General features: G+C 43.1%; 38 protein-coding genes. 25 read left to right on the plus strand and 13 right to left on the minus strand.

From position 1 onward, the window contains the following. The first annotated feature begins 88 nt into the window (after positions 1-88). Together PAP_RS04565 and PAP_RS04570 are read left to right on the plus strand one after the other, a co-directional pair. Positions 89-1,318, plus strand: a complete 1,230-nt coding sequence (locus PAP_RS04565; protein ID WP_048164899.1) for a phosphoglycerate kinase — start codon at positions 89-91, stop codon at positions 1,316-1,318. A gap of 24 nt (positions 1,319-1,342) precedes the next feature. Further along, positions 1,343-1,828, plus strand: coding sequence for a type II toxin-antitoxin system VapC family toxin (locus PAP_RS04570; RefSeq protein WP_048164900.1), 486 nt, complete (start codon positions 1,343-1,345; stop codon positions 1,826-1,828). 62 nt (positions 1,829-1,890) lie between these two features. Here PAP_RS04570 and PAP_RS04575 read toward each other — a convergent pair whose 3' ends face one another. From PAP_RS04575 to PAP_RS04590, 4 genes are read right to left on the minus strand one after another with little or no spacing between them, the layout of a single operon-like run. Beyond that, positions 1,891-2,286 (minus strand): hypothetical protein, encoded by a 396-nt coding sequence (locus tag PAP_RS04575; protein WP_048164901.1) that lies wholly within the window; start codon positions 2,284-2,286, stop codon positions 1,891-1,893. Continuing rightward, positions 2,261-2,599, minus strand: a complete 339-nt coding sequence (locus PAP_RS04580) for a hypothetical protein (RefSeq protein WP_330217318.1) — start codon at positions 2,597-2,599, stop codon at positions 2,261-2,263. The genes PAP_RS04575 and PAP_RS04580 overlap by 26 nt, the downstream gene beginning before the upstream one ends. Next, positions 2,596-3,414: a DNA-3-methyladenine glycosylase family protein gene (locus PAP_RS04585; protein ID WP_048164902.1), complete on the minus strand. Its 819-nt coding sequence runs from the start codon at positions 3,412-3,414 to the stop codon at positions 2,596-2,598. Before PAP_RS04585 ends, PAP_RS04580 begins: the two co-directional genes overlap by 4 nt. Before the next feature lie 10 nt (positions 3,415-3,424). Beyond that, positions 3,425-3,712, minus strand: coding sequence for a hypothetical protein (locus PAP_RS04590; protein WP_048164903.1), 288 nt, complete (start codon positions 3,710-3,712; stop codon positions 3,425-3,427). A 129-nt stretch (positions 3,713-3,841) separates the two neighbouring features. Between PAP_RS04590 and PAP_RS04595 the strand changes: the two genes are divergently transcribed. The 6 genes from PAP_RS04595 to PAP_RS04620 all read left to right on the plus strand — a co-directional run bounded on the left by PAP_RS04595 (position 3,842) and on the right by PAP_RS04620 (position 9,226). Then, positions 3,842-5,188: an NfeD family protein gene (locus PAP_RS04595; protein WP_048164904.1), complete on the plus strand. Its 1,347-nt coding sequence runs from the start codon at positions 3,842-3,844 to the stop codon at positions 5,186-5,188. A 1-nt stretch (position 5,189) separates the two neighbouring features. Next, the gene (locus PAP_RS04600) at positions 5,190-6,011 is read left to right on the plus strand and encodes a slipin family protein (RefSeq protein ID WP_048164905.1); all 822 of its coding nucleotides are present in this window, start codon (positions 5,190-5,192) and stop codon (positions 6,009-6,011) included. A gap of 204 nt (positions 6,012-6,215) precedes the next feature. After that, positions 6,216-6,995 (plus strand): cell division ATPase MinD, encoded by a 780-nt coding sequence (gene minD / locus PAP_RS04605; protein ID WP_048164906.1) that lies wholly within the window; start codon positions 6,216-6,218, stop codon positions 6,993-6,995. Then, positions 6,995-7,237, plus strand: coding sequence for a hypothetical protein (locus tag PAP_RS04610; protein WP_048164907.1), 243 nt, complete (start codon positions 6,995-6,997; stop codon positions 7,235-7,237). Before minD ends, PAP_RS04610 begins: the two co-directional genes overlap by 1 nt. 107 nt (positions 7,238-7,344) lie before the next feature. Next, the gene (locus PAP_RS04615) at positions 7,345-7,587 is read left to right on the plus strand and encodes a hypothetical protein (protein WP_048164908.1); all 243 of its coding nucleotides are present in this window, start codon (positions 7,345-7,347) and stop codon (positions 7,585-7,587) included. Between the two features lie 127 nt (positions 7,588-7,714). Further along, positions 7,715-9,226, plus strand: coding sequence for an AMP phosphorylase (locus PAP_RS04620; protein ID WP_048164909.1), 1,512 nt, complete (start codon positions 7,715-7,717; stop codon positions 9,224-9,226). A gap of 10 nt (positions 9,227-9,236) precedes the next feature. Here the strand turns inward: PAP_RS04620 and PAP_RS04625 are convergent, their stop codons facing one another. Beyond that, complete coding sequence (locus PAP_RS04625) at positions 9,237-9,797, minus strand: Maf-like protein (RefSeq protein WP_048164910.1); 561 nt, start codon at positions 9,795-9,797, stop codon at positions 9,237-9,239. Positions 9,798-9,965: 168 nt separating this feature from the next. Between PAP_RS04625 and rpl7ae the strand changes: the two genes are divergently transcribed. The 15 genes from rpl7ae (at position 9,966) to pfdA (ending at position 18,333) form a co-directional block, all read left to right on the plus strand. Then, a complete protein-coding gene (rpl7ae, locus tag PAP_RS04630; protein ID WP_048164911.1) occupies positions 9,966-10,337 on the plus strand; it encodes a 50S ribosomal protein L7Ae in 372 nt (123 codons plus the stop codon). An 85-nt stretch (positions 10,338-10,422) separates the two neighbouring features. Next, complete coding sequence (locus PAP_RS04635) at positions 10,423-10,632, plus strand: 30S ribosomal protein S28e (protein WP_048164912.1); 210 nt, start codon at positions 10,423-10,425, stop codon at positions 10,630-10,632. 2 nt (positions 10,633-10,634) lie between these two features. Then, entirely contained in the window at positions 10,635-10,841 is a 207-nt protein-coding gene (locus PAP_RS04640) for a 50S ribosomal protein L24e (RefSeq protein WP_048164913.1), read from the plus strand. A gap of 183 nt (positions 10,842-11,024) precedes the next feature. Beyond that, positions 11,025-11,546 (plus strand): nucleoside-diphosphate kinase, encoded by a 522-nt coding sequence (gene ndk / locus PAP_RS04645; protein ID WP_048164914.1) that lies wholly within the window; start codon positions 11,025-11,027, stop codon positions 11,544-11,546. Positions 11,547-11,618: 72 nt separating this feature from the next. Then, complete coding sequence (gene infB, locus PAP_RS04650) at positions 11,619-13,412, plus strand: translation initiation factor IF-2 (RefSeq protein WP_048164915.1); 1,794 nt, start codon at positions 11,619-11,621, stop codon at positions 13,410-13,412. A 22-nt stretch (positions 13,413-13,434) separates the two neighbouring features. Further along, complete coding sequence (locus PAP_RS04655) at positions 13,435-13,851, plus strand: ribonuclease P protein component 4 (RefSeq protein ID WP_048164916.1); 417 nt, start codon at positions 13,435-13,437, stop codon at positions 13,849-13,851. A gap of 53 nt (positions 13,852-13,904) precedes the next feature. Next, positions 13,905-14,321: a YhbY family RNA-binding protein gene (locus tag PAP_RS04660; RefSeq protein ID WP_048164917.1), complete on the plus strand. Its 417-nt coding sequence runs from the start codon at positions 13,905-13,907 to the stop codon at positions 14,319-14,321. A 3-nt stretch (positions 14,322-14,324) separates the two neighbouring features. Next, positions 14,325-14,777 (plus strand): 30S ribosomal protein S19e, encoded by a 453-nt coding sequence (locus PAP_RS04665; RefSeq protein WP_048164918.1) that lies wholly within the window; start codon positions 14,325-14,327, stop codon positions 14,775-14,777. Positions 14,778-14,874: 97 nt separating this feature from the next. Beyond that, complete coding sequence (locus PAP_RS04670) at positions 14,875-15,213, plus strand: DNA-binding protein (protein ID WP_048164919.1); 339 nt, start codon at positions 14,875-14,877, stop codon at positions 15,211-15,213. Positions 15,214-15,220: 7 nt separating this feature from the next. After that, complete coding sequence (locus PAP_RS04675) at positions 15,221-15,829, plus strand: DUF7411 family protein (RefSeq protein WP_048164920.1); 609 nt, start codon at positions 15,221-15,223, stop codon at positions 15,827-15,829. Between the two features lie 499 nt (positions 15,830-16,328). Then, positions 16,329-16,484, plus strand: a complete 156-nt coding sequence (locus PAP_RS04685) for a 50S ribosomal protein L39e (protein WP_048164922.1) — start codon at positions 16,329-16,331, stop codon at positions 16,482-16,484. 6 nt (positions 16,485-16,490) lie between these two features. Further along, positions 16,491-16,763 carry a 50S ribosomal protein L31e gene (locus PAP_RS04690; protein WP_048164923.1) on the plus strand — a complete coding sequence of 91 codons (273 nt, stop codon included), beginning with the start codon at positions 16,491-16,493 and terminating at the stop codon, positions 16,761-16,763. Positions 16,764-16,804: 41 nt separating this feature from the next. Continuing rightward, on the plus strand, positions 16,805-17,488 hold the full coding sequence (locus PAP_RS04695; RefSeq protein ID WP_048164924.1) for a translation initiation factor IF-6: 684 nt from the start codon (positions 16,805-16,807) through the stop codon (positions 17,486-17,488). A gap of 10 nt (positions 17,489-17,498) precedes the next feature. Further along, complete coding sequence (gene rpl18a, locus PAP_RS04700) at positions 17,499-17,735, plus strand: 50S ribosomal protein L18Ae (protein ID WP_048164925.1); 237 nt, start codon at positions 17,499-17,501, stop codon at positions 17,733-17,735. Positions 17,736-17,886: 151 nt separating this feature from the next. Further along, positions 17,887-18,333 carry a prefoldin subunit alpha gene (gene pfdA / locus PAP_RS04705; protein ID WP_048164926.1) on the plus strand — a complete coding sequence of 149 codons (447 nt, stop codon included), beginning with the start codon at positions 17,887-17,889 and terminating at the stop codon, positions 18,331-18,333. A 27-nt stretch (positions 18,334-18,360) separates the two neighbouring features. Here pfdA and PAP_RS04710 read toward each other — a convergent pair whose 3' ends face one another. The 5 genes from PAP_RS04710 to PAP_RS04730 form a co-directional block, all read right to left on the minus strand. Continuing rightward, entirely contained in the window at positions 18,361-19,278 is a 918-nt protein-coding gene (locus PAP_RS04710) for an SDR family oxidoreductase (protein ID WP_048164927.1), read from the minus strand. Positions 19,279-19,307: 29 nt separating this feature from the next. Next, positions 19,308-19,583 carry a hypothetical protein gene (locus PAP_RS04715; protein ID WP_048164928.1) on the minus strand — a complete coding sequence of 92 codons (276 nt, stop codon included), beginning with the start codon at positions 19,581-19,583 and terminating at the stop codon, positions 19,308-19,310. Positions 19,584-19,675: 92 nt separating this feature from the next. Next, entirely contained in the window at positions 19,676-20,083 is a 408-nt protein-coding gene (locus PAP_RS04720; RefSeq protein ID WP_048164929.1) for a Zn-ribbon domain-containing OB-fold protein, read from the minus strand. A 1-nt stretch (position 20,084) separates the two neighbouring features. Beyond that, a complete protein-coding gene (locus PAP_RS04725) occupies positions 20,085-21,242 on the minus strand; it encodes a thiolase domain-containing protein (RefSeq protein ID WP_048164930.1) in 1,158 nt (385 codons plus the stop codon). Positions 21,243-21,252: 10 nt separating this feature from the next. Further along, complete coding sequence (locus PAP_RS04730) at positions 21,253-22,305, minus strand: hydroxymethylglutaryl-CoA synthase (RefSeq protein ID WP_048164931.1); 1,053 nt, start codon at positions 22,303-22,305, stop codon at positions 21,253-21,255. Between the two features lie 165 nt (positions 22,306-22,470). Between PAP_RS04730 and PAP_RS04735 the strand changes: the two genes are divergently transcribed. Continuing rightward, entirely contained in the window at positions 22,471-23,139 is a 669-nt protein-coding gene (locus PAP_RS04735) for a TIGR00266 family protein (RefSeq protein WP_048164932.1), read from the plus strand. 68 nt (positions 23,140-23,207) lie between these two features. Next, positions 23,208-23,618 (plus strand): metal-dependent transcriptional regulator, encoded by a 411-nt coding sequence (locus tag PAP_RS04740; RefSeq protein ID WP_048164933.1) that lies wholly within the window; start codon positions 23,208-23,210, stop codon positions 23,616-23,618. Positions 23,619-23,623: 5 nt separating this feature from the next. On the opposite strand, the gene PAP_RS04745 is transcribed toward PAP_RS04740, so the two are convergent. The 3 genes from PAP_RS04745 to PAP_RS04755 form a co-directional block, all read right to left on the minus strand. Beyond that, a complete protein-coding gene (locus tag PAP_RS04745) occupies positions 23,624-24,052 on the minus strand; it encodes an OsmC family protein (protein WP_236627013.1) in 429 nt (142 codons plus the stop codon). 81 nt (positions 24,053-24,133) lie between these two features. After that, a complete protein-coding gene (locus tag PAP_RS04750; RefSeq protein WP_048164934.1) occupies positions 24,134-24,814 on the minus strand; it encodes a fibrillarin-like rRNA/tRNA 2'-O-methyltransferase in 681 nt (226 codons plus the stop codon). 4 nt (positions 24,815-24,818) lie between these two features. After that, complete coding sequence (locus PAP_RS04755; protein WP_048164935.1) at positions 24,819-26,096, minus strand: C/D box methylation guide ribonucleoprotein complex aNOP56 subunit; 1,278 nt, start codon at positions 26,094-26,096, stop codon at positions 24,819-24,821. Positions 26,097-26,143 lie beyond the last annotated feature (47 nt).

Genomic DNA, 26,143 nt, shown 5'->3' on the forward strand with positions numbered 1-26,143 from the left:
TGCAAAAAGTGAATTCTGTGATGTTATCACTAAAGGTGTATAAAATAAACTTTTAACCTACTCATTTTTATCTCCTTATGGTGATGTGATGTTTAAGCTCACGGATTTCAATTATTACAATAAAACAGTCTTCTTTCGGGCAGATTTAAACTCTCCGGTAGAAGATGGCAAAATAACTAGTGATGCGCGTTTTAAAGCTGTATTACCGACTATCATGTATCTCTTGGAGCATGGGGCAAAAATTGTTATAGGAACGCATCAGGGAAGGCCTTATGATAAAGAGTTCGCCACAACCGAAGAGCACGCGAAAATCTTAAGTTCGCTTTTGGGGCAGGAAGTTGAGTACGTTGAGGATATCTTTGGTAGGTATGCCAGAGAGCGAATTAAGGCTTTGAATCCCGGAGAGATAGTGATTCTGGAGAATCTTAGATTTGTCTCGGAGGAAATTAAAAATGCCTCTTTTGAAGAGTGCGAAAATACGTTTTTTGTTAAAAAACTGTCTCCACTAATTGACTATTTTGTAAACGATGCTTTTGCAGCTGCTCACCGCTCATCACCTTCTTTAATTGGCTTTGCAAGGCTAAAGCCAATGATTGCTGGCTTTCTGATGGAGAAAGAAATTAAAGCACTCAAGAGGGCATATGAGAGCGATGAAACCCCAAAGGTCTATGTTTTAGGCGGTGCAAAGGTAGATGACTCTCTAAAAGTTGCTGAAAATGTGTTAAAAAGTGGAAAAGCGGATTTAATTCTCACTGGCGGCTTAGTAGGACATATCTTCACTTTGGCTAAGGGCTATGATTTAGGCGATGCAAACATCGAATTCATGCATAAAAAGGGCCTGCTTGATCTTGTAGATTGGGCTGAGAAGATTTTAGATGAGTTTTACCCTTACGTAAAGACTCCAATTGATTTTGCCGTTGATTATAAAGGAGAGAGAGTTGAGGTGGATTTACTGAGCGAGGAGAAAGCGTTCTTCGATGAGTATCCTATCTTGGATATAGGCAGCAGAACCATTGAAAAATACAGTGAATTGTTGAGAAGAGTCAGTGTAATAGTTGCTAACGGTCCAATGGGCGTCTTTGAGAGGGAAGAATTTGCGAAGGGGACTGTTGGGGTTTTTAGGGCTATTGGTGAAAGCAAGGCCTTTTCGATAGTAGGTGGAGGGCACAGCATAGCGAGCATCTACGAATATGACATCAAAGGCATTAGCCATGTAAGTACAGGAGGCGGTGCGATGCTAAACTTCTTTGCAGGTAAAAAGCTCCCGGTTATTGAAGCCCTAAAAATAAGCTATAACAAATTCAAAGACAAGGTTTAAATTCACCGGCTTTTATCTTCTTTTATGCTTGTGATAGATGCTGCAATTTTTATTCAAGGGGTCGATGTGGAAGGTTATACAACGCCGAAAGTTGTGGAGGAGGTGAGAGACCCCAGCTCTAGGCTTTTTTTGGAAGGCCTAATTAGTGCTGGGAAAGTGAAGGTCTTTGTGCCCTCAAAAGAGAGTGTGGACTTTGTGAGAGCTAAAGCTATGGAAACCGGCGAGCTTGATGAGTTGAGTGAGGCTGACATTGAAATTTTGGCATTGGCTTATGAGTTCAAAGCGACGCTTTTCACAGACGATTACAACCTCCAAAACATTGCAAAAACGCTCGGTTTGGAATTTAAAACTCTCAAAAAAGGCATTAAAAAGGTTATTAAGTGGCGTTATGTCTGCATAGGCTGTGGAAAGAAGTTTGAGCGTTATCCTCCCGAAGGCATCTGCCCCGATTGTGGGAGTAGAGTAAAGCTAATTCCCCGCAGGAAAAAGCGTAAAAAGAAGCGGGAGTAAATATATTTAGCGGATGATGAGAAGGCTGAACTGAGAGGTGATGAACCCTATGAGCCCTGACGCTATCTTAAATAGTATTCTATCTTCCTTCTAAGTTCCCAGTCTTGCTGGGTCTTCTTTCTCAAAAACCTCTTGAGCTGTATGTTCTCCGCTAAAAGGCCGTTCAGCTCGATTGCCAAAATTTTGTTGTCCTCGCTAACGCCGTAGGCTTTATACCTCAAAGGCGCCCACTCCTTCTCGAGCTCTGCTGCTTTGAGCTTTAGTTTTTCTATCTCACGTTCGAGGGTTTCTAGCTCTCCCTGCGGCTCTTTAAACTCGCCGAATAGAATAATTTCGATGATATTCTCCGCAGGAACTCCATACTCTTCGCTCAGCTTTTCTATTTTTTTCCAGACTTCATCTGGTATTTCAATTCTGATCTTTCCCCATCCTTTATCTGGCTTTATTACCAAGCGCACGTCTCTTCTCCTCCAGCTCTTTTCTTAACACTTCATTCTCTTCTCTAAGTGCATCTCTAACTTTCTCCATTATCTCCCTGTCATTTAGTGCTGTTTCGTAGAACTCTCTAAGATCCTTGAGCTCTTCTTCAATCTCTTTAATTTTCTCCTCAAGCTTGGCTTTTTGCTCAATTAAAAACGTTTCTTTCCTTGCCTTTAATGTGAGCTCGGCTTTTTCAAGGTTCTTCTCTATAAGCTCCAGTAATCCTTCTTTACTTGTCTTTTTGAGTTCTTTGAACATATCTTTCGGGACTACGATCTCCAAAGTTTTCACCTCATCTCTGTTTGTGTCTTCCTATCATAGCACGTTATGTAAAACGCTAAGAGGGACTTCCACTTCCCGTAAGGCTCGATTATCTCTCTAACATCCCTTTCTCTGATCTCCTTAACGCTCTTCCCAAATATCTTTGCAACCCCTCTTCTCAATCCTAAGTCGCCAGCGGGGTAGGTGTTCTTTCTCAAGCCGTAGGCCAAGAAAAGCTCGGCACTCCACTTTCCAATTCCTCTAAACCTCGTGAGGTATTTTATTGATTCCTCTTCACCTAGGTGTTCCAAATCTAATTTAAGCTCCCCTTTAACGTAGAGTTCTGTAAGCCCTTTAATGTACTCTGCCCTATAGCCGAACTTCACACTCTTAATCTGCTCGAGCGTTAAATTCTTCACTTCTTCTGCACTTGGAAATGCGTAAAGCTCACCTACGCGCTTGCCAAAGGTTTTGACAAAGTTTCCAATCGTTTTCATTGCAAACTCAAAGTTAACCTGTTGTTGAGCTATGGTCTCGATTAGTGCTTGATACTTGAAAGGTGCCGCTGGTTGAGTTAAACCTTGGAACTCTTCAGCAAGAAAAGAAAACTTTGAGTCTTGAATTTGGCTGTAGAATTCATCTAAATTTGTATTAAGGCCGAGAATAAATTCAATTTTTTCTTTTGCTTCTTTTTGCTCCTTCTTGGAGAGCATTTCGCTAAAGTAAAAGTTCTCACCATCGAATCCAGCTAAGCCAAAATCAAATGCCTGCCAGAATATCCCGTTTTCAAATTTCCAAGTGTTGTTTTTTATCATCTCGTGTGTTGTTCTTCTTAAGTTTATCATCCTATTCACCTTATTTCAGCCACTTTTCAAGTGTAACGGGGTGTTTTTTAATGTCTTTAAGGGTGGATACGTAGAGCCTCTTATCATCTTTTGAACGCTTAATTTCTAGTTCTCCCTCTTTCTCCAAAAACCTCATTATCTCTTTAATTTCAGATGCTTTGACATTGAATTTCTTCTTTAGGAACTCCCAAAAAGGTTCTTCATGAGAGTATTTTGAGGCTTCCTTTACAACTTGCCACGCAACTCTAACTTTTTCCTCTCCCCTGGCTAAGCGAAATTTTATTATTACCTCTCGCATCGCCCACCATTTACATAGCTCACCTAACTATTTATAGATTTTTGCTAAGTATGTTGCATTTGAGGTGATATAACTTATAGGGAAAAGTTTAATTAATTCAAGAAACAACTTTTATACAAGGTGGTGGTTATGAAGAAATTATTGATTTTTATCGCATTCCTTTTGCTCCTCACTCCTGCATTTGCTCAAGCAAAAGTTGTGTATGTTGCTCAAATTAAAGGTCAAATTACCTCCTACACTTATGACCAGTTTGATAGGTATATAAGCGAGGCTGAAAGAGCAAATGCTAACGCGTTAATTATTACTATAGACACGCCCGGAGGAAGGGGCGATGCAATGCAGAACATAATCCAAAGGATAAATGATTCAAAAGTTCCTGTTATAATCTATGTCTATCCCCACGGAGCCACCGCCGCTTCTGCAGGGACGTATATAGCGTTGGGCTCTCATTTGATTGCAATGTCTCAGGGAACCAGCATGGGCGCTTGTAGGCCAATTTTAGGCTACTCACAAAATGGCTCTATTATTGCAGCTCCTGACAAAGTCGTGAACTTCTATGTGGCATACATAAGGAGCCTGGCTCACGCAAGCGGAAGAAATGAGACTGTGGTGGAGAAGTTTATCACTGAGGATTTGAGCATAACTCCGGAGGAAGCCCTTAAGTATGGGGTTATAGAGGTTATTGCATATGACATAAACGATTTATTAGAAAAGGCCGATGGTATGAAAACAAAGCTCCCAGTAAATGGGAAATACGTCACTTTGGACTTGAAAGGGACAGAGATTAGATATTTAGAGCCTACACTAAAAGACCAGCTCATAAGCTACATAACGGATCCTTCTATAAGCTATATTCTCTTAACTCTGGGAATTTGGGCGCTGATACTGGGCTTTTTAAGTCCGGGATGGCATGTTCCTGAAACGGCAGGTGCAATAATGATAGCTTTAGCCATAATTGGTCTTGGATATTTTGGATACAGGAGTGCTGGAATACTACTCCTAATACTAGCGATAGTTTTCTTCATTGCGGAAGCATTAACTCCCACATTTGGACTTTTCACCGTAGCAGGGCTTGTGACGTTTATTATCGGAAGCATACTTATGTTCAGCGGAGGTGGTGGTGTGGACTACCTTGTTAGTAGCGACGTTTACGAGAATTTGAGGATCATCATAATAACTGTGGGGATTCTATTGGCATTATTCTTTGCATTTGGCATGGCTGCAGTGGTAAGAGCTCATAGGAAAAAAGCCCAAACAGGAAAAGAAGAAATGATTGGACTAGTAGGAGAAGTTGTCGAGCCTCTCGTCCCAAATGGGCTGGTGAAGATAAGGGGTGAACTTTGGAAAGCTGAGAGCAAATATGGAGACGATATTAACGTTGGGGAGAAGGTTAAGGTAGTTAAGACTGAAGGATTGAAGCTTATTGTTGTTCGTCTTAAAGAAAGCCGTTTAGAAGAAAAGAAAGGTGGTGAATGAGATGGTGGCTTTATTGGGTGGAAGCACAATAGTGCTGGCAATTGTTTTGTTGTTTGTCTTGATGTTTTTAGCATCAGCAATAAAAATCGTGAAAGAATACGAGAGAGCAGTGATATTCAGGCTTGGTAGGGTTGTTGGTGCCAGAGGTCCAGGTATATTCTTCATTATACCAATATTCGAAAAAGCTATCGTGATTGATCTGAGAACTCAAGTCTTGGACGTTCCAGTTCAAGAAACTATTACAAGGGACAACGTCCCAGTTAGGGTAAACGCAGTAGTCTACTTTAGGGTTATTGACCCTATTAAAACCGTGACTCAGGTCAAGAATTTCATCATGGCAACATCTCAAATATCTCAAACTACTTTGAGGAGCGTTATTGGTCAGGCACACTTGGATGAGCTGTTGAGTGCGAGGGATAAGCTTAACTTAGAGCTCCAGAAGATCATAGATGAGGCAACGGACCCGTGGGGTATTAAAGTCTCAACAGTGGAGATTAAGGATGTAGAACTGCCGAGCGGAATGCAGAGAGCAATGGCAAGACAGGCTGAGGCTGAGAGGGAAAGGAGAGCAAGGATTACGCTTGCTGAGGCTGAAAGACAGGCAGCTGAAAAGCTTGCTGAGGCAGCAGAAATTATATCAAAGCACCCAATGGCACTACAACTTAGAACCTTGCAAACAATAAGTGATGTTGCGGGCGACAAAAGCAACGTCATCGTCCTGCCGATTCCGATGGAGATGCTCAAGCTGTTCAGAGGCTTTGCAGAGATAGCTGAGATTGCGAAGGAGAAGTTAAAAGAAGAAGCCAGATCCAAGGAAGAGTAGCACTTTCTTTTTTCTTTATTTGAACCGTTAGGTTAATATACTTTTTTCTGTTTAACTTTAATGTTGCTTAACGTTGTCTAAAGGACGTTAATGTACATCAAAAAATGAAGTAGTACTTTAAACGAAAATATTTAATTATTAAAAACCCATAATATTCAAACTGGAAGTGGGTTTGAATCCTTTAATAAGAGGGAGGTGTGCTTTTTGGAAGGACGATCAATAGTATTCGCATCTGGTAAAGGTGGAACCGGTAAGACAACAACCGTTGCAAATTTGGGCGTTGCTTTGGCTCAATTTGGAAAAGAGGTCATTTTAATTGATGCTGATATCACAATGGCTAACTTGAGCTTAATTTTGGGAATGGAGGATATACCCATAACCTTACACGATGTATTGGCAGGAGAAGCTGATATTAAAGATGCTATCTATGAGGGGCCTGCAGGAGTAAAAGTAATCCCCGGTGGACTGAGCTTAGAGAAGATTAAAAAAGCAAAGCCCGAGAAGTTGAGAGAGCTCATAAGAGAAATATCTCAAATGGGAGATTTTATAATGATAGATGCGCCAGCAGGTTTAGAAATAACCTCTGTCACAGCATTGTTGATTGGAAAGGAGCTCATAATAGTCACAAACCCGGAAATCTCTGCTATAACAGATTCATTGAAAACAAAGCTTGTCGCAGAGAAGTTAGGAACTCTTCCCTTAGGTGCTGTTCTCAATAGGGTTACAAATGAAAAGACGGAGCTCACAAAGGAAGAAATTGAGGCTATATTAGAAGTTCCGGTTTTGGGCATTGTGCCTGAAGATCCTGAAGTAAAAAGAGCAAGTGCTTATGGCGTGCCTCTAGTCATCAAAAACCCAACCTCACCAGCAGCGATTTCAATTAAGCAGTTAGCTGCTAAGCTTGCAGGAATTAAGTATACTCCTCCAGAGCCGGAAAGCCCAATTAAAAGGGTATTTAGAGCACTCTTTGGGGGGAAGCGCTGATGATTATAGTTTATGCTCTGCTCTTAATTTTATTGATTCTGAATATAGTGCTTTTGCTCCTCTACATATCAGCGAGGAGAACGCCTTACTATGTTGTTTATGATGAAGAAACTAAGAATGCCCTTAAGAGAAGAGTTTTAAACCTTAAGGAAGATTTGGAAGCTGAGTTAGGAGAATTCGACATCGCAGAATGGGAAAGGACCCTTGAAGAATCTATAGAAGAGGAAATCAAAGGGCTCTGAGGTCGGCTCCTTTCCAAATTTTTAGTATAGGCTTGTAAATAAACATTTCTGTGCAGTTAAATTTAAAAAGGCATCCTATTTTAAGATTATTTTGGGGGTGGCGGGAGATGAGGTTGAGGTTAGCCTATCCCGACACCTTAGTAGAAGTCAATAAAGACGAAGTGCTAGTTTTTAATGGCAAACTCCTGAGAGCCCCACTAAATGAAGTGTTCAACTATGTATATGGTAGGGATGCAATTCTCCCAGAGAAAATTAAAGAAATAGCTTCGGATATAGTGCTAGCCGTAAGTTTGATGAACTCTAAAGTGGTTTATACACATCCTGTTGAAGGGTCTTCAGGCGTTGCTTAATTTACATATTTTTTGCATTTTAGGATACTTCTTAGTTTGTTCTTAATGCTGTTCTAGTTCAAAACACTTAAGTATGAGGATCGTGTATTCGAAATATTACCAATAAATAACTTGAGGGGTGAAGACAATGAAATTGAGAAGTAAAATATTGGAAATCAATCCCGGCAAGCCTATAGTATTTATAAATGAAAAAGATGCAAAAGCCGCTAAAATACACCCAACAGACTTAGTAAAGCTTGAAATAGGGAAAAGGGCCATTTACGGAGAGGCTGCCATAGATAATGTAAACATAAAGCCTGGAGAAATTGGGTTAAGTGGAGAGTTCTTAAGTATTAACATTTCTCAAGGAGAGCTTATTGAAGTGGTTCCTGCTGCAACTCCCGAAAGCGTGCGCTACATCAAAAAGAAGATGAAGGGAGAAAAGCTGAAGAAAGTTGAAATTGAGAGCCTCATAAAGGATATAGTCGATAGAAAGCTGAGGGATATAGAAATAAGTGCATTTGTAACGGCTTTAGAAATACACGGGTTAGATATGGACGAAACGGCTTCTCTGACTATAGCTATGGCTGAAACTGGAGATATGCTTGATATAGATAGGAAGCCAATTATGGATGTTCACAGCATAGGAGGCGTTCCGGGGAACAAAACAAACATGATAGTCGTCCCTATAGTCGCTGCTGCTGGGCTTACAATTCCAAAAACCTCATCTAGGGCAATAACAAGTGCTGCTGGAACTGCGGATGTTATGGAAACATTGGCAAACGTCACTTTTAGCTTAGATGAGATAAAGAGGATAGTTGAAAAAGTCGGAGGATGCTTGGTTTGGGGAGGTGCACTAAACCTAGCGCCCGCCGATGACTTAACCATCCATGTGGAGAGAGCATTAAGTGTCGATCCTACCGGCCTAATGCTGGCCAGCATAATGTCGAAGAAGTACGCCATGGGCGCCCAGTATGTTTTAATCGATATTCCAACCGGTAAGGGTGTTAAAGTGGAAAACTTAGATCAAGCCCGTTCATTGGCAAAGGACTTTATCGAGCTTGGAAAGCGTTTGGGGCAGTACGTCGAGGTCGCGATAACCTATGGAGGACAACCTGTTGGCCACATGGTCGGGCCTGCTTTGGAGGCAAGAGAGCTTATGGAAACTCTAATAAGTGGCAAAGGGCCTGGAAGCCTCGTAGAGAAGGCCACTGGTTTGGCGGGCATAATCCTTGAGATGGGGGGTGTTGCACCCGCTGGAATGGGTAAAAAGATGGCACGTGAAATACTTGAGAGCGGAAAAGCCTATGAGAAGATGAAAGAAATAATCGAGGCCCAAGCCGGCGACCCCAACATTAAGCCTGAGGACATACCCATCGGCGATAAGACATACACATTTGTGGCTCCAACGAGCGGTTACATCACAGGTATAGATAATAGGGCTATAACGGCTATAGCTAGGCAAGCTGGAGCACCTGAGGACAAAGGAGCTGGACTTAAGCTTTACGTTAAAGTGGGAGAGAAGGTCAAGGAAGGAGATCCTCTCTTCACAATCTACGCGGAGAGCGAAACTAGACTGGATCAAGCTATAGTCGTTGCGAGAAGGAGTGAGCCAATAAAAATAGAAGGAATGGTTCTTCAGAGGATAGGCAACATCTGATTGTTTTACTTTATTTTTTCCATGGATTAAAACCTAGCTTTTGAAGTTCGAGTATGACCTGCATGGGGAGTCCCATGACGTTGTAGTAATCCCCCTTTATCCACTCTATCAAAAGCCCACCTTTCCCTTGAATGCCATAGGCTCCTGCTTTGTCCAAAGGTTCCCCTGTCTTTACATAAGCGTTAATCTCTTCCTCGCTTAGCTCTCTAAACTTTACTTCAGTAATTACAGCATTGGAAATTTCATCCCCTTCATGAATTATGCAGTATCCTGTTATCACCACATGGGTCTTTCCACTAAGCTCTTTTAGCATTATTTTGGCTTCTTCCTCGTTTTTTGGCTTTCCAAGCACTTCATCGCCTAAAACTACTATTGTATCTGCTCCAATTACTGTGCCTTTTTCTCTTGAATAGACGTCCCAAGCTTTTTTCCTCGCCACCTCTATTGCGTGCTCTCGTGGACTTAATGCGTCGCTCTCTTCGCTTACTTTGCTCGGGATGATTTTGAAGTCTTTAAAGAACTTTCCCAAAATTTCCCTTCTTCTTGGACTCTTTGAGGCTAATATGATCATGCAATCACCCCATGATTTTTTGAGTTGTTTAGATTTTGAGCTTAAGACTTTTGAGGTTGTGATAACAATATTTAAAAAGGAAAAAATTTAAATAGCCATCGCGCATTTGCCTATTCGAAAGCTTCATTAGAAGCTTAGATGAACGATGAAAATTTGGAGGGATGTGAGATGGCAAAGCCAAGTTACGTAAAGTTTGAGGTTCCAAAGGAGTTGGCTGACAAGGCTTTAGAGGCAGTTGAGCTCGCAAGGGACACCGGAAGGATTAGGAAGGGTACAAACGAGACCACAAAGGCTATTGAGAGGGGTCAAGCTAAGCTCGTCGTCATAGCTGAGGACGTTGACCCAGAGGAGATCGTTGCACACTTACCACCACTATGTGAAGAGAAGGAAATCCCATACATCTATGTCCCAAGCAAGAAGGAGCTTGGTGCTGCTGCTGGTATTGAGGTTCCATCAGCTAGTGTTGCTATCATTGAGCCCGGAAAGGGTAGGGAATTAGTTGAGGACATTGCAGCTAAGGTTAGGGAGCTCGCCAAGTGAGCTCCTTCTTATCCTTTCACCTTAGGGAAAAGCTTAAGTTGAGGGGCGAGATTTTTAATTTATAACTTTCATTGAGGTGTGAGAAATGGCAGACGAAGGATACCCATCTGAGGTTATTGAGATCATTGGAAGGACAGGAGTCACGGGTGGCGTTACTCAAGTTAAGGTTAGGGTTCTTGAAGGAAGAGACAAGGGTAGAGTTATCAGGAGAAACATTAAGGGCCCAGTTAGGGTTGGAGACATCGTCATCCTTAGAGAAACAGAAAGAGAAGCTAGAGAAATTAGGAGGAGATGAGCATGGCAAGATGGAATGTTTGCTCATACTGTGGCAAAGAGTTCGAGCCAGGAACAGGCAAAATGCTCGTGAGGAACGATGGAAGAGTTTTCTTATTCTGCTCCGGCAAGTGCGAGAAGTACTTCCTAATGGGTAAGAACCCAAGAAAGCTCAAGTGGACAAAGGCCTTCGAAGAAGCAAGAATGCAAAGGGCAAAGAGAAAGAAGTGATTCCTCTCTCTATCTTATTATTCTTGGTTCTCTTATTTTCAAGATGCCTATGTGTTTCTATTCCATCCCATAGAAGATTTTGCACTCGTGGAGATAACTAAGGCTGAGTGAATCAAAGGCATCCCTTTAATCTTTTCCGCAAACCTTTTTTATTCGCCATTCATATTTATTTTGGTGTTGCCAATGAGAAAGATAGAGCGCACTTTAGTTATAATAAAGCCCGATGCCGTTGTTAGGGGCCTAATCGGTGAAATAATCAGCCGTCTTGAAAAGAAAGGGCTTAGAATCGTTGGAATGAAGATGATACACATTGATAGAGAGCTGGCTGAAAAGCACTATGCAGAGCACAAAGGGAAGCCATTCTTTGAGCCCCTCATCGATTACGTAACTAAAGCACCGAGCGTCGTCATGGTCGTTGAAGGCAGGTATGCAATAAGTGTTGTAAGAAAGATGGCTGGAGCAACTGACCCCAAAGATGCCGAGCCGGGAACAATTAGAGGGGACTATGGCCTCGATGTTGGCGATGCCATCTACAACGTCATACATGCTTCAGACAGTGAAGAAAGTGCTAAGAGGGAGATTGAGCTTTACTTTAAAGACGAAGAGCTCCACGAGTACTGCAAAGCTGCCGAGTGGTTCTATCACTCTCACTGGGACAAGGATAAAGGCGAGTATCTTGACTCTACAAGATGCTTGGATGTTTAGCCTCTTCTTTCCCAAACTTTTAAAAATCTAGTTTTTTAGTTAAGCTTAGTTAAGATTATAGGGAGTGATACTATGAAAAAGATTAGGCAACCAATTATAGCGGTTCTTGGTCATGTAGATCACGGAAAGACTACAATGCTCGATAGAATCCGTAAAACAAATGTTGCGAGCAAAGAAGCAGGAGGAATAACCCAGCACATCGGAGCCACGGAAGTCCCGATTGAAGTGGTTAAGGAAATTGCAGGCCCCCTTTTAAGCCTTTGGAAAGGTGAGATTAAGCTTCCAGGCTTGCTCTTTATAGATACTCCGGGACACGAGGCCTTCACGAGCCTTAGGGCGAGAGGAGGTAGCTTAGCCGATTTAGCAATCCTAATCATCGATGTAAATGAGGGCTTCCAGCCCCAGACGATAGAGAGCATAGAGATTTTGAAGAAGTACAAAACACCCTTCATAGTTGCGGCAAACAAAATTGACAGGATTAAAGGATGGAAAATCAACGAGAATGAGCCTTTCCTTGTGAACTTCAAGAAGCAAGACCAGAGGGCCCAGCAGGAGCTCGAGACAAAGCTTTGGGAGGTCATTGGAAAGTTCTATGAAATGGGCTTCCAAGCCAACCGCTTTGACAGAGTGCAGGACTTTACAAAAGAGCTTGCAATAGTACCGATTTCTGCTAAATATGGTATTGGAATTGCGGAGCTCCTCGTTTTAATAGCGGGACTGGCTCAGAGGTATTTAGAGCAGAAGCTCAAGATTGAGGTTGAAGGACCTGCAAAAGGTACAATACTTGAGGTTAGGGAAGAGATAGGCCTCGGAACTACAATAGATGTTATAGTCTATGACGGAACCCTCAGAAAAGACGACACCATAGTGGTTGGGGGCAAGGATGAGGCAATAGTTACAAAAATTAGGGCTTTGCTAAAGCCCAAGCCTCTGGATGAGATTAGAGACCCGAGGTTTAGGTTCGATCAAGTAGATGAAGTTGCTGCTGCTGCGGGTATTAAGATAGCTGCTCCCGGGTTGGATGGTGCTTTGGCTGGCTCACCTGTGATAGCGGCAAGGAGCGAAGAAGATGTAGAGAAGGCTAAGCAGGAGATTTTGAGCCAAATAGAGCGCATAAAAATCGAGAGCGGTGAGATAGGCGTTATAGTCAAAGCCGACACTTTGGGAAGCCTTGAAGCCTTAAGCAAGGAGCTTCAAGAGAAGGACATACCAATAAGAAAGGCAGACGTTGGGGATATAAGCAAGACGGATGTCATGGAAGCTCTGAGCATAAAAGACGAGAATGAGTATCTCGGAGTTATCTTTGGTTTCAACGTCAAGGTGAATGAGGACGCAAGGGAGATAGCTGATGCTAGGGGCATTCCAATATTCGTAGGCAACATCATCTATAAGATTATAGAGGACTATGAAGCTTGGCGCAAAGCGGAAGAAGAGGCTAAAAAGAGGGAGCTCTTGGCTCAAACAAAGTTCCCTGGTGTTATAAAGCTTTTCCCAGATGAGCGCTACGTCTTTAGGAGAAGCCACCCCGCGATAGTTGGCATCGAGGTTTTAGAGGGCCGCATAAAGCCAGGCTATCCATTAATGAAGCAGAACGGCGAGAGAGTTGGGGTTATTAAGTCAATAAAGTCAAAGAGCGACTTCATACAAGAGGCAAAGAGGGGCGATCAAGTCGCAATAGCTATAGAAGGCCCAATAGTCGGAAGACACATCCATCCCGGTGAAATGCTCTATGTTGACCTTTCGAGAGATGATGTGATGAGACTTGTCAAAGAGCTCAGGAACGAGCTCGATGAGACAGATATAAGGGCGCTTAAGGAGATTGCGAAGGTTAAGAAGCAAAAAGATCCATTCTGGGCCACCCTTTAATTTTAATTCTTTTGGTGAGGACATGGCGAGCAAGAAATTTCTCCGAAAAAAGGAACAGCGGGAAAAGAAAACCATAGCGAGGGAGCGCATTGAAATTCTCTTCACATTAGCTGAAAGAGTCTTTCCATACGACAGAGGATTAGCCAACAGATATGTTGAGATAGCTCTAGCAGTCCAGCAGAAAGCAAAGATTAGGATGCCCCGAAAGTGGAAGAGGAGGTATTGTAAGAAGTGCCATTCCTTCTTGGTTCCTGGTGTGAATGCTCGTATAAGGCTCAGACAGAAGAGAATGCCTCATGTAGTTGTTAAATGCCTCGAGTGTGGTCATATTATGCGTTATCCTTACCTTAGAGAAAAGAAGATAAGGCGGAAAGAGCACAGGATTAGTGTTGATAGCAATGGTGAAGAGAAAACCTTTAAAAACACCCAAAGTTTATAAACCTTGTAGCTTCTCCTAAGCGAGAGCGAGAAAATAAGAGAGGTGTGCGAGAGATGGAGAAACGCTTACCCGGAAAAGTGAGAAGGGCCATGAGGGCCAAATATTATGATATCTCCCCTAAAGCGTGGATTGGAAAGAAAGGGTTTGATGAAGGTGCTATAAATGAAATTACCACCCAGCTAAAGAAGGATGGTGTAGTAAAAGTTGAAATTAAGAAAGGAGCTCTTATTGCTACTCAAATGGAGCGTGAAGAAATAGCTGCAAAAGTAGCCGAGCTTACGGACAGCGAGCTCATAGACGTTAGGGGCAAAAGGTTTATATTGTTCCGTCCAAGAGAAGGTTGGGAAAAGTATTTAAAGAGACTTAAGCTTAAGGAACTCTCAAAGGAAAAGCGGGAAGAAAAGCCCGTTAAAAAGGTCAAGCTCGATATCGCTCAATTTAGGAAAAAATTCAAAAAAGGGAGGGATTGAAGGATGGCTACGGTTTATGATGTTCCCGGTGATTTGCTCGTTGAGAAGGCTGCACAAAAGTTGAAGGAAGTTGAGGCTATTAAGCCACCTGAGTGGGCACCATTCGTTAAGACTGGCATACACAAGGAGAGGCTTCCAGAGCAGGATGACTGGTGGTATTATAGAGTTGCTTCAGTGTTTAGGAAGGTATATGTTGATGGTCCAGTTGGCATTGAGAGGCTAAGGACTTGGTACGGAGGCAAGAAGAACAGGGGTCATGCTCCAGAGCGCTTCTACAAGGCTAGCGGAAGCGTAATAAGAAAGGCCCTTCAACAGCTCGAGGCAGCTGGGTTCATTAAGAAAGTCCCAGGGGAAGGAAGAGTAGTCACCCCACAAGGACAAAGCTTCCTTGATAAGGTTGCCACTGAGCTTAAGAAGGAGCTTGAGGAAGTTATTCCCGAGCTTAAGAAGTACTGAGCTTCCTTTATTATCTACCTTTTGAGATTTTTGCCTTAGGAAAAGAATTTTAACTTCTAAGTTCTAACCTCTTTTAGCGAGAAAAGAGGTGATACTCATGGCTGAGGATATTGAGGAGATTAGGAAAAAAAAGCTTCTTGAGCTTCAAAGGCGCTTAGCGGAGCAGCAGGCGGCCCAAGAGGAAGCTGCAAGGCGGCAGGCAGAGATGGAAGCTCAAATACAGGCAATATTAAGACAAATACTCACTCCAGAAGCAAGAGAGAGGCTTTCGAGGGTTAGGCTTGTCAGGCCCGAGCTTGCTCAACAGGTGGAGCTAATCTTAATTCAGCTTTACCAGGCGGGCCAGATAAGGGAGCGCATAGACGATGCAAAGCTCAAGAGGATACTAGCCCAGATTGAGGCGAGGACGAGGAGAGAGTTTAGGATTAAGTGGTGAGCTTTCTATGGAGGTTTATCACTTTTACAGCGGGGGAAAGGACTCTTCCCTCTCCGCTTATATTCTCGAGAAAATGGGTTATGATGTTAAGCTCATAACAGTTAACTTTGGCCTTCTCGACTCATGGCGCTACGCTAAAGAAACTGCTGAAAGATTGGGCTTTAAGCATGAGGTAGTTTTTTTAGACAAGATAATTCTGGAGAAGGCCATGGAAATGTGCATTAAAGATGGTCACCCGAACAATGCCATCCAGTTCATTCACGAGAGGGCTTTAGAGGAAATTGCAAAACGCGAAAACGTTGAAAGAATAAGCGACGGGACGAGAAGAGACGATAGAGTCCCCCTTTTAGACCAGAGGAAGACGCGCTCGCTCGAAGATAGATTCAAAGTTCAATACATAAGGCCTCTCCTTGGTTTAGGCTACAAAACGATTAGAGAGCTTACGGAAAAGCTCTTCGTTGTTGAGGTTAAGGAGAGCGAGGAGCTTGAAAAGAGCGACTACGAAGTTGAACTCAGGCACCTTTTGAGAGAAAAAGGCATTGATCCGCTGACTATCTTTCCAAGGCGCCACTATCAGTCGAGGGTCTTGGGGTGGAGGTTAGGGGAACCTTTTTGAGCATTTCTCATAAATTTTAACAGTATGCCTGAGGGAATGTAGAATAAGGGATTAACGTAAGGGGCATGAAAAAATGCTGAATGGAGACAGAAAAATGCCCTCATGTATGGGTCATTAAAAAGTGGAATGAGAGTGAATATACTACTCTCAGAAAAGAACGCTGAATATGGGGGTAACTTAGGGGGCATGGAAGATGCCAGAAAAGTAAGACAGAACGTGCCCCCAGATGGAAAGGTTTTTAAAAGGGGAATGGGTTGCAGTTTGACCATTCTGGCATCTTTCGGCCTTCCCCTTTACCCCTTCATTTCAGCGGGATGTCAGAATAGGGGGTTAGCGTAAGGGGCACGAAGGAACGCTGAAAACTAACAGAAAAATGCCCCTCGAGGGAAAGGTTTTTAACCTCAACCTTTTGAATGTGAATGGAAGCAAAGTTTAAATAAGCTCGGACTAAATTGTGCCTTAGATACTTTTCACGTTCACAAGTGAAGGAGGGATTGACATGGCAAGGTATAAGCCACTTGCAAAGAAGCTTAGACTCGCAAAAGCTGGTAAGCAAAATAGAAGGATTCCAGTTTGGGTAATCGTTAAGACAAACAGGAAGGTTATGAGCCACCCCAAGAGGAGATACTGGAGGAGGACAAAGCTTAAGGAGTGATGAGCTATGGCAGAGGAGAGAGTTTATACCATCCCTATTAGAAAAGTTAAGAAGATTGCTCCAAGGTGGAAGAGAGCTCCAAGGGCTGTCAAGTTCGTTAGAGAGTTCGTAGCAAGGCACACAAAGGCTCAAGAAGTTATCATCGGCAAGGACGTCAACGAGAAGATATGGGAGCGCGGCATTGAGAAACCACCAAGCAAGCTTCGCGTTAAGGTCATAATTGACGAGAGGGAAACAGAGGAAGGCAAGATTAAGGTTGCCGAAGTTCACCTCGCTTGATTTTTACATTTTCCCTGTGAGGGAAAGCCGAGGGATAGAAGATGCACATAGAAAGACTTGATTTTGAAAACTCACCATACCTGGGAGTGTTTGGGTTAGCTACGGATAGAGTAGCTTTGATTAGAGAGGGGCTTCAGGAGAAGAAGCTCGATGTTCTTAAGGAAGTCCTAGGAGTTCCTTTAATTGAAACGAGCATTATGAAATCAAGAATCGTTGGTCTTTTATCTGTTGGGAACTCCAACGGCATTTTAACTACATACTACATTTGGGATGGCGAGCTTGAGAAAATTAGGAACTCGCTAAGAGAACTTGGCATAGATACACGGATTGAGCCTATGATGACTGCTTATACTGCACTCGGAAACCTTATTCTAGCCAATGACAAAGCCGCTTTAGTGAGTCCGAAGTTTTCAAGGGAAGAGGTCAAGTTCATCGAGGATGTGCTTGGTGTTGAAGTCGAGAGGGGCGTTATAGCGGAGTACCATGCCGTTGGGAGCGTTGGAGTTGTAACAAATAAAGGTGCTCTCGTTCATCCGGAGGCAACCGAGGAGGAGCTCGAATGGTTGAGCGACCTCTTTAAGGTTGATGTTTATGTTGGAACTGCCAACATGGGTGTTCCATTCGTTGGCTCATGTTTGCTGGCCAACTCAAACGGTGTTGTTGTAGGATCTCTAACAACCGGTCCCGAAATCGTCAAGATTGAGGAAGCTTTAGGATTCCTATGAGGTGAGGGGAATGGAGGTTAAGGTATTCAGGGTTAGAGGAGTCTTTGAGAGGAACGGAAAGAAAGAGAAGTTCACAAGGGAATATAGGGGTTTGAAGGAAGAGGACATTAAAGAGCTTGTTTACTCCGAACTTGGAAGCAAGCACCGTGTTAAGAGGAACAAGGTCATCATAGAGTCAATCGAAGAGATAAAGCCAGAAGAAGCAGAAAACCCAATAGTTAGAAAGCTCAGCTTAGAACTCGCTTAATTTCGTTTTTCTCTTTTTCAAAGGGATGGGACTATTTTCTAATGATTCTCTGTTTGATCTTAACTCGTTATCTTTCCGTTGGTTATACAACTTTCAAAGTTACCAACATCCTTAAAAGTAGCTTTTCCCATTTCTCCTTGGAGGTGAAGTTATGGCTCAAAGTGAGGAGGCACTCCAAAAGTTGGCTTATGAGTATCAGCTTTTGCAGGCTCAAGCCCAGTTGCTAGCTCAAAACCTCGAGCTCCTAACTTTAGGAATGAACGAGTTCAAAGCGGTTAAAGAAACGTTAGAGAAGCTCAAGGAAGTTGAAGATGAAAAGCCGGAAATTTTAGTTCCTATCGGCGCCGGTTCATTCTTAAAGGGTCAAATTGTGGACAAGGAAAATGCGATAGTCAGCGTTGGGGCTGGATACGCGATAGAGAAGAGCTTAGACGATGCTATAGGCTACTTAGATAGCAGGGTTAAGGAGTATGAGGAAGCGATAAAGAAGACTCAGGAAAGTCTTCACCAAATAGAGCACAAGCTCCAAGAGCTGGCTATAAAAGCCCAAAAACTTCAGCAGGAGCAGGCAATGAAGTTTAATGTTCCAAGGAAGTGAGCTTTGCCCTTCTATCTTTTCTGTATTTCATCCTTTCTTATACCACTCCACCGTCCTTAGCAGGCCCTCCTCAAGGCTGTACTTTGGTTCAAAGCCGAGCTCTCTAATTTCGCTTACATCCGCTAAGCTGTGCCTTATATCTCCCGGCCTTGGCTTATCAAATAGTATTGAGCTCTTTGAATTGGTTGCATCGATTATCTTCAAAGCGAGCTCTAAAATGGTAGTCTGCTCCCCTCTAGCCACGTTAAATACTCTCCCATCTGCTCTAGAACTTTCCGCAGCGAGGATATTTGCACTAACTACATCTTTAATATAGATGAAATCCCGCGTCTGCTTTCCATCTCCATAGATTACTAGCGGCTCATTCCTAAGGGCGCGGTTTATGAAGATGCTTATAACTCCCGCATATTGGTTGTATCCCTGTCTAGGCCCAAATACATTGAAGTATCTTAGAGACACAGTTGGGATGCCATAGAGTTCGTGAAACACTTTTAGGTAGTACTCTGCACTTACTTTGCTCACGCCATAGGGGGATAGTGGGTTTGGCTTTTCGCTCTCTTTAAGGGGAAGGTTCTGGTTGTCGCCATAGACAGCAGCAGAAGAGGCAAAAATCATCTTTCCATGCCCTTCGATTAAAGCCCTCAAAATGTTAAGCGTCCCAAGAACATTGATTTCTTCCGCAAGGAGTGGCTTTTCGACGCTCTCAACAACGCTCACTAAAGCAGCCTCATGAAAAACGTAGTCTGCTTGGGAGATGAGATCTGCTATGCTCTCGTAGTCCCTAACATCTGCTTGGATGAATTTGACGTTTGGAGGCACGTTTTCAAGATTTCCAGTGTAGAGGTTGTCAATTACAATCACTTCGTTTTTCTCGCTCAGCTCCTCGGCGATGTGGGAGCCTATGAATCCAGCCCCTCCAGTGACCACTATGAGCTTGTTCTTCATACCGCATCGAATAGAATACAGTAAAGCGCTTAAAATGTTTTTCTCTTTTTCACGTGATCCTCGATTATCTCTTTTGAAAGCATCTTTCCTTCAGCCTTCAGCTTTTCATAGAGTTCCTCTATATCTTCTAGTATGTACATTATTTCCTCCAGAATACTCTTGCTTTTGTTCCACGGGATGGCATATCTGAATTCGAGTATTTCTGCTATGTCCTCTATCGTAAAAACGGCCAGCACTTTAAACGTCTGGCTGTCAACAACTTGTACGCCCTCTTTTGTAAGGGCAAGCTTTACTTCACTGTCCATAATACCACCAAATAACTTTATGTATTTCAAACATTTTAAGAATTGTGCAAAGTGTAGGAGTATTAAAAGGAATAAAAAGAAAACGCTACAACTCACTTAATTGGTGGTCTGAATTTGTAGGCGTAGAGGATTAGTCCGTCTTCTCCGAACTCCCGAATCTTCCTCGTTACCATCTCGACTTCCATGCCGAAGTCTATCTCCTCAGGGTCAACGTCTGTGAGCTGAGCAAACACTATTGGGCCTTCCTCAAGCTCGATTAAAGCTAGGGGATATGGTTTAACGTATTCGAAGCCGCTCGGTGGGTTCCTAACTATTGTCCAGCTGAGGACTTTTCCCTTTCCACTTAGCTGGACATCTTCCATCTCTCTGCTTCCGCACTCGTCACATACTTGTCTTGGAGGAAAGTGAACTTTACCACAGCTCTTACACTTTGTACCGACTAAGCGGTACTTCTCTTTAAAGTGTCTCCAATATCTGGCTACCTGCATTGGCCTCGCCATTTTAAACCCTCCTCAGAATGCTAATTGTTATATTCGAACCTGTTCCACCAATATTTTGAGTTAGGGCAATTTCTGGGTCTGGTACTTGGTTTGGTGATTCTCCCCTAAGCTGCCACACTGCTTCGACAGTTTGATAGACACCTGTGGCACCGACGGGGTGTCCTCTTGACTTTAGACCTCCTAAAGTCTGTATTGGGTAATCTCCATCGATTGCTATTTGTCCCTCTTTTGCTAATTTGACACCCTCTCCTCTTTTTGCTATGCCTATGGACTCCAAGCTAAGAGCAGCCATTATTGTAAATGCATCATGAATCTCGAAAAGGTCTATATCCTTTGCCTCTATGCCTGCCATCTTGTAGGCCTTTTCAGCGGCAACTTTTGCAGCTTTCAGGGTTAAAAGTTCCTTCCTATTGGCGAGGTTTATCGTGTCGATTGCCCTTCCCATTCCTGCAACTTCAACCATCTTGGCCTTATCAACGAATTCTTTGGCTTTTTCCTCGGTGGTTATTATCACTGCAGCTGCACCATCGCACATGGGAGAAGCATCGAAGAGTTTTATTGGGTCTGAAATGTACGGGCTCCTGAGGACTGTTTCTAACTTAATTGGTCTCTTAAACATGGCATATGGATTCTTTGCTCCATTTATGTGTGCATTAACTGCAAAATGAGCTAAATCTTCCTCAGTATAGCCATACTCCTTCATGTAGAGCCTCATGATGAGAGCATTTAATGCTACAAAACTTGCTCCGTGGAAGAGTTCATATTCTGAATCTGCTGCATATCCTAAATAGCGTGTGCCATCGCTTGGCCAAGCGTCGGTCATCTTCTCGACACCAACAACGGCAACTACCTCTTCAAGGCCGCTCATGACTGCTTTAACTCCCTCTTGAACTGCTGCTCCTCCACTTGCACAAGCAGCCTCAATCTTAACAGCAGGAATGTTTCCCAATCCCGCAAAGTCTGCTATTAGGGCACCTAAGTTTTCCTGCTCTATGAAGCTTCCAGACGCCATGTTTCCAACATAAAGTGAATCAACCTTATCAACGCCTGCATCTTCCATAGCATTAAGCAAAGCTTCAACGGCCATGTCCCTCAAGCTAGTTCTCCAGTGCTCTCCAACAGGGACTGCACCAACACCAATGATAACCGGCTTCCTCATTTTAACCACCTCACATTATATACTTGCCTCTGTGCTTCGCGTAGAGGGCGTAGTCTATGTATTTCTTTCTATTTACGTAGTCCATTGTTTTTGGAGCCAAATCTCTTTTCTCTTCTATAGCGTCTTGAACCACGAGTGAGAATGCATCGCTTCCAGCACCGCTTCCAAAGCTTACCCAAAGAATCCTGTCGCCTGGCTTAGCTATGTCTAAAACCGCTGAAACGCCAACTAACGTAGCACCGCTGTAAGTGTTTCCTATTATCCCGGTTAAGAGACCCGGTAGTACCTTCTCCTTTGGAATTCCCAATATCTTCGCAACTGTTAGTGGGAACTTAACATTTGGCTGGTGAAAGACAGCGTAATCAAAATCGCTTGGAGAATAGCCGAGTTCTTCCATTAAACCCTTAGCAGCACTCACAATTTGGTGGAAGTATGCTGGTTCTCCTGTGAACCTGTTGCCGTGTCTTGGGTAGTGCTCGTGTTGCCTCCTCCAAAAGTCGGGGGTATCGGTTACATAGGAATAGCTTCCCTCAAAGTAGGCAATCGTCTCACTACTCTTCTCTCCAACGATGTATGCCGCGCCTCCAGCGGAGGCTGTGAACTCCAAGTGATCGCCAGGTCTGCCTTGGGCTGTATCAGAACCAATTGCCATAGCATATTTGGCCATTCCACTTCCAACAAATCCTATAGAAGCTTGTAATGCCTCGGTTCCAGCTTTACAAGCAAACTCAAAATCAGCTGCATCTAACTCAGGTGTAGCGCCTATGGCTTCGGCTATTACGGTGGCGCTTGGTTTGACGGCATAAGGCTTTGACTCCGTTCCAAACCAAATCGCTCTAATCTCTTTAGGATCAATTTGAGCCCTTTTCAAAGCGTTTCTCGCAGCTTCGATGCCTATTGTTAAGGCATCTTCATCTAAATTATTCACGGACTTTTCTTGGATTGGGAAACTGCTTATTCCCCAAACTCTCCCAATTTCCTCCGCTTTTATGCGGAACATTGGGACATATGCTCCATATCCAACAATACCAACATCCTTTATTGGTTTTAACAGTCTTCTCATCGGCATCACCTTGTTAGTTCATAAGAGTTAAATTTCAAACGTTCCTTGATGGATAAAGCGGGTTATTATAAAAGCCTTTCGGTAAAAGTGAAAGCATATTTCGTCAATTATCGATAGGAAGCCCTATATACTATCGTTTAGAGTTATCACTAGGTGGATAATACGATGAGGTATGAAATTTTGCACAAGCCAAGTTTTAGCTTGGTTGAAGTAGAGCTTGAAGAAGGAGAGGTCATTCAAGCCGAAGCGGGTGCTATGGTTCACATGAGCCCGAACATAAGACTGGAAACAAAAGCTAAAGGTGGCATTTTTGGAGCCTTGAAGCGCTCAATGCTCGGCGGTGAAAGCTTTTTCATCAACAAGTTTAGGGCCGAAGGTGGAAAAGGAGTAGTAGGATTTGCACCGGCATATATGGGGGATATTGAAGTTTTTGAGCTTAACGGCACATTGTACGCTCAAAGTGGAGCTTTTTTGGCTAGCTCAGAGAACATAGATATCAACACCAAGTGGGGAGGAGCAAAAACATTCTTTGGGCGTGAAGGCCTATTCTTACTCAAAATGACAGGTCAGGGAACGGTTTTTCTCTCAAGTTTTGGGGCAATATACAAGAAGGAACTTCACAACGAGCGCTTTATAATAGACACCGGCCATTTAGTGGCCTTCAGCGAGGGATTAGACTTCAATTTAAGGCGCGTTGGAGGCTTAAAGAGCACATTATTTAGCGGTGAGGGATTAGTCGCAGAATTCTATGGGACTGGGACTCTTTATATCCAAACGAGAAGTTTAGATAGCTTTTTGAGCTGGATTATTCCATATCTGCCGAGTAAAGAGTGACAACTCTTTCTTTTTTTCACGTTAAACTTTTAAATTTAGATTCTCTTCTAGTTTTAGGTGCGTCTAAAGTGGTGAGCCCACAAGCTGAGGACTACTTGAAGTGCATTTATCTCTTAAAAGAGAGAGGTGAAAACGTTAAAAATTCTTCCATCGCTGCATATTTGGGAGTTTCGCCTGCAACAGTCACGGAAATGATGCAAAAGCTCAGCAAAGAAGGTTTTATTAAGTATGTCCCTTATAAAGGCGTTGATTTGACGAAAAAGGGATTTAACGTGGCACAGAAGCTGATATGGAAGCACCGCATAATAGAGTGCTTTTTAAGAGATGTCCTGGGTTATGAAGATATGGCAAAGATACATTTTGAAGCATGCAAGCTCGAACATTCGGCAAGCGACGAATTTGTGGAGAAGCTGTGTGGTATCTTAAACAACCCAAAAGTGTGCCCTCATGGAAGGGAAATTCCAAAGATAAGAGAATAATGGAGCTAATCTTTTTCAACCGAGACGTTAACAGGCGTTGCGTTCATTATGTTCTCACCAATTGGGCACCTTTCCTCGACTTTTTCTAGCCACTCTGAGAGTTTTTCTTCTGGAATATCGCCTTTTACCTTCACTTTAACCTCTATCTCCTTGTAGCCAGCTCTGTCCTCAACGTTCTTACCCATCAGCCTGTCTGTGTTTATCCTGCCAGTCACTTTGATGTGTATCTTCTCAATGTTTAAACCCATCTCTTTAGCTACCATGAATCCAACTATGTTTATGCAGCCTGCCAGAGCAGCTAATATATACTCAAGGGGACTTGATTCATCTTTATCCACAATGTATTCGAAGCTTTTTCCTTTAACAATCATTCTTGTGGGAGAAACGCTCTCTCCAGAAACGCGTACTTTTATGTTGGGCATAGCAATCACCATTTACAATTGGAAAGATTTGTATAAAAATTCTTCTCCCACCTTTGGTTTTGGACTGAGAGTTAAAAGAGTAGAAAAGAAAGCTTAAGGCTTTCTAACCACAATTAAAGCGTGGTCTTTTTCGTAGGGCTCAAGGGATAATCTTTCTACCACTTCAAAGTACGTGCTCAGCTCTTCTTCAACTTCCTTGAAAACCTGCTCAGGTGGCTTTGTAACGTCAATACTTCTGCTCTTGATGGATATCATAGCGTAGCCGCCTTTCTTGAGATATGCTTTAGCGTTGTCGATTAAAATCTTGGCCTGTGTGGGCTGTGCAACGTCCTCGAAGATTACATCAACTTTTGTCACCACTGCCCTATACTCTTCGGGCTTAGTTGCATCACCGAGTATTGGGATAATGTTCTTCCTCTCGTAGACTAAAGGCACAAGCTCTCTCAAAACCCTCGGCGAGAACTCAACACCGTATACTTTGCCTTCCCACCCGACGATGTCGCTAACGTGTGAAGCGGTTGTTCCGCTCGCTATTCCCAAATATAGGACGCTCTTTCCTGGTTTGATTGGGAAGTGCTTTAGTCCATTTAGTATAGCCGCTCCAAGCTTTGAACGCCTTGGATTCCAAATCCTGTACTCCTCTTTCTCCCACTTTACAATGCGCTCTCCATAGACTTTTTGCCCTGGGACGAGGTTCTTCGTCGCTATTTTCTCGCTCCCGTCATCATCAATGAAGATATAAACGCCAGGGAATTTGTGCTTTTTAATCTTCATTCACTCACCTCCTTTCCTTCTTTTTCTTCTTCTTTTCTTTGCCTTTCTTTTTGCCCTTAAACTTCCCCTTGTCTTTTCTGCCTTTTTCCTTGCCCTTTCCTTTGAACTTCTTACCCTTCTTTTTCTTTTCTTTCTTCTTCGGCTTCTCTGGCTTTCTCTTTGGTGGATTCGGATATTTCTCTTTTATCTCCTTAATTCTTGCTTCAATCTCGTTCTTAAGTTCTTCTGCAATGTATTCGCCCGAGAAGTAGTCTACTCTTGCTGCTATGGCCAGCTTTCCGGCCAAAGCTCTCGCTATCTTACCCCTCTGCCACCACGGTGAGCGGTTGATATCAGGATATTGGTAAATTATTCCGTGCTTTGGAGGTTTAGCACCGCTTCTTAAGTGTCTGAACAAAGCTTTTTCCGCACCTAAAACTTGTATTGTTGAGGAGGGCATTATAGCGAGCTCTTTTAGACCTCCAGCAAGGCTTATCAGTCTAGCACCAAGCTTAGCTCCAACCAAAGCCTTCAAGTTTGGAGCAACATCGTCCATAGCTCTGTCTATGTAGTCTTCAATCTCTTCTCTAAGCTTGTAGAGCCTATCTATTTCCTTTGCAAGGTCTTGTATGGCTTTCATATCTCTATCGTCCATCCAAGCGCCCATAGACTTCTCTGCTGCTTCCTTTATCTTTTTAAGCTTCTCTTCGCTGAAGCTGAGCTCTTTCATAGTCTCTTCATTTAAGTTGTCTCTCTTTCCAACTACCTTGACAAAAGTTACGAACTGCTGGTGCTTTGGTAGGAGTTCATCAAGCTCAGGGAAGTGAAGGGTGTACCACTCCCTCAAGCGAGCTACTAGGAGGTTTACTACTTTATCAATGTCATCTAGAGCTTCAATAGCCTGGATTATCATCTTGTCTCTTGCACCGCTCTGCTCTTGGATTCCACGCCTTGTTAGTGCTAAGCCCACTTCGAAGTAGCTCTCGAACCAGTTTTTCCCTAAGAACTCCTCTGGGTTCTCTCTAAGTTTTTCACCAGCCAAGTTTGGAAATTCAAAATCAGCATCTACCCCTACTTTAGCCTTAACTCTTCTCGCGAGCTCTTGGTGCTCAAAGATAAGTGAAGTGTATCCTTCTTTCATGAGCTCCTCAACGAGTTCAACTAGCTCTTCTGTAAGCTCTCCTTTTAAAAGCCTCTCTAAAGAGTTTTCGGGGCTTTCTCTATACTCCTTCTTGGTTATAAGATTACCCTGCTCATCAAAGGCGTAAATTCCCTGAACGTTTTCGCTCACGTATGCTTTCATAAACATCACCTTTCTATTTTTTGCTGAAGAAATATAAAAGGGTTGGG

This window comes from Palaeococcus pacificus DY20341 (assembly GCF_000725425.1).
GTDB classification, from domain to species: Archaea; Methanobacteriota_B; Thermococci; order Thermococcales; family Thermococcaceae; genus Palaeococcus; species Palaeococcus pacificus.

Excerpts from the sequence above, each read along its gene's own strand:
- PAP_RS04565 (WP_048164899.1), top strand. The coding sequence starts at position 89 with ATGTTTAAGCTCACGGATTTCAATTATTACAATAAAACAGTCTTCTTT.
- PAP_RS04570 (WP_048164900.1), top strand. The coding sequence starts at position 1,343 with ATGCTTGTGATAGATGCTGCAATTTTTATTCAAGGGGTCGATGTGGAA.
- PAP_RS04585 (WP_048164902.1), bottom strand. The coding sequence starts at position 3,414 with ATGATAAACTTAAGAAGAACAACACACGAGATGATAAAAAACAACACT.
- PAP_RS04590 (WP_048164903.1), bottom strand. The coding sequence starts at position 3,712 with ATGCGAGAGGTAATAATAAAATTTCGCTTAGCCAGGGGAGAGGAAAAA.
- PAP_RS04595 (WP_048164904.1), top strand. The coding sequence starts at position 3,842 with ATGAAGAAATTATTGATTTTTATCGCATTCCTTTTGCTCCTCACTCCT.
- PAP_RS04600 (WP_048164905.1), top strand. The coding sequence starts at position 5,190 with ATGGTGGCTTTATTGGGTGGAAGCACAATAGTGCTGGCAATTGTTTTG.
- PAP_RS04610 (WP_048164907.1), top strand. The coding sequence starts at position 6,995 with ATGATTATAGTTTATGCTCTGCTCTTAATTTTATTGATTCTGAATATA.
- PAP_RS04615 (WP_048164908.1), top strand. The coding sequence starts at position 7,345 with ATGAGGTTGAGGTTAGCCTATCCCGACACCTTAGTAGAAGTCAATAAA.
- PAP_RS04620 (WP_048164909.1), top strand. The coding sequence starts at position 7,715 with ATGAAATTGAGAAGTAAAATATTGGAAATCAATCCCGGCAAGCCTATA.
- PAP_RS04625 (WP_048164910.1), bottom strand. The coding sequence starts at position 9,797 with ATGATCATATTAGCCTCAAAGAGTCCAAGAAGAAGGGAAATTTTGGGA.
- rpl7ae (WP_048164911.1), top strand. The coding sequence starts at position 9,966 with ATGGCAAAGCCAAGTTACGTAAAGTTTGAGGTTCCAAAGGAGTTGGCT.
- PAP_RS04635 (WP_048164912.1), top strand. The coding sequence starts at position 10,423 with ATGGCAGACGAAGGATACCCATCTGAGGTTATTGAGATCATTGGAAGG.
- PAP_RS04640 (WP_048164913.1), top strand. The coding sequence starts at position 10,635 with ATGGCAAGATGGAATGTTTGCTCATACTGTGGCAAAGAGTTCGAGCCA.
- ndk (WP_048164914.1), top strand. The coding sequence starts at position 11,025 with ATGAGAAAGATAGAGCGCACTTTAGTTATAATAAAGCCCGATGCCGTT.
- infB (WP_048164915.1), top strand. The coding sequence starts at position 11,619 with ATGAAAAAGATTAGGCAACCAATTATAGCGGTTCTTGGTCATGTAGAT.
- PAP_RS04655 (WP_048164916.1), top strand. The coding sequence starts at position 13,435 with ATGGCGAGCAAGAAATTTCTCCGAAAAAAGGAACAGCGGGAAAAGAAA.
- PAP_RS04660 (WP_048164917.1), top strand. The coding sequence starts at position 13,905 with ATGGAGAAACGCTTACCCGGAAAAGTGAGAAGGGCCATGAGGGCCAAA.
- PAP_RS04665 (WP_048164918.1), top strand. The coding sequence starts at position 14,325 with ATGGCTACGGTTTATGATGTTCCCGGTGATTTGCTCGTTGAGAAGGCT.
- PAP_RS04670 (WP_048164919.1), top strand. The coding sequence starts at position 14,875 with ATGGCTGAGGATATTGAGGAGATTAGGAAAAAAAAGCTTCTTGAGCTT.
- PAP_RS04675 (WP_048164920.1), top strand. The coding sequence starts at position 15,221 with ATGGAGGTTTATCACTTTTACAGCGGGGGAAAGGACTCTTCCCTCTCC.
- PAP_RS04685 (WP_048164922.1), top strand. The coding sequence starts at position 16,329 with ATGGCAAGGTATAAGCCACTTGCAAAGAAGCTTAGACTCGCAAAAGCT.
- PAP_RS04690 (WP_048164923.1), top strand. The coding sequence starts at position 16,491 with ATGGCAGAGGAGAGAGTTTATACCATCCCTATTAGAAAAGTTAAGAAG.
- PAP_RS04695 (WP_048164924.1), top strand. The coding sequence starts at position 16,805 with ATGCACATAGAAAGACTTGATTTTGAAAACTCACCATACCTGGGAGTG.
- rpl18a (WP_048164925.1), top strand. The coding sequence starts at position 17,499 with ATGGAGGTTAAGGTATTCAGGGTTAGAGGAGTCTTTGAGAGGAACGGA.
- pfdA (WP_048164926.1), top strand. The coding sequence starts at position 17,887 with ATGGCTCAAAGTGAGGAGGCACTCCAAAAGTTGGCTTATGAGTATCAG.
- PAP_RS04710 (WP_048164927.1), bottom strand. The coding sequence starts at position 19,278 with ATGAAGAACAAGCTCATAGTGGTCACTGGAGGGGCTGGATTCATAGGC.
- PAP_RS04715 (WP_048164928.1), bottom strand. The coding sequence starts at position 19,583 with ATGGACAGTGAAGTAAAGCTTGCCCTTACAAAAGAGGGCGTACAAGTT.
- PAP_RS04720 (WP_048164929.1), bottom strand. The coding sequence starts at position 20,083 with ATGGCGAGGCCAATGCAGGTAGCCAGATATTGGAGACACTTTAAAGAG.
- PAP_RS04725 (WP_048164930.1), bottom strand. The coding sequence starts at position 21,242 with ATGAGGAAGCCGGTTATCATTGGTGTTGGTGCAGTCCCTGTTGGAGAG.
- PAP_RS04730 (WP_048164931.1), bottom strand. The coding sequence starts at position 22,305 with ATGAGAAGACTGTTAAAACCAATAAAGGATGTTGGTATTGTTGGATAT.
- PAP_RS04735 (WP_048164932.1), top strand. The coding sequence starts at position 22,471 with ATGAGGTATGAAATTTTGCACAAGCCAAGTTTTAGCTTGGTTGAAGTA.
- PAP_RS04745 (WP_236627013.1), bottom strand. The coding sequence starts at position 24,052 with ATGGTGATTGCTATGCCCAACATAAAAGTACGCGTTTCTGGAGAGAGC.
- PAP_RS04750 (WP_048164934.1), bottom strand. The coding sequence starts at position 24,814 with ATGAAGATTAAAAAGCACAAATTCCCTGGCGTTTATATCTTCATTGAT.
- PAP_RS04755 (WP_048164935.1), bottom strand. The coding sequence starts at position 26,096 with ATGAAAGCATACGTGAGCGAAAACGTTCAGGGAATTTACGCCTTTGAT.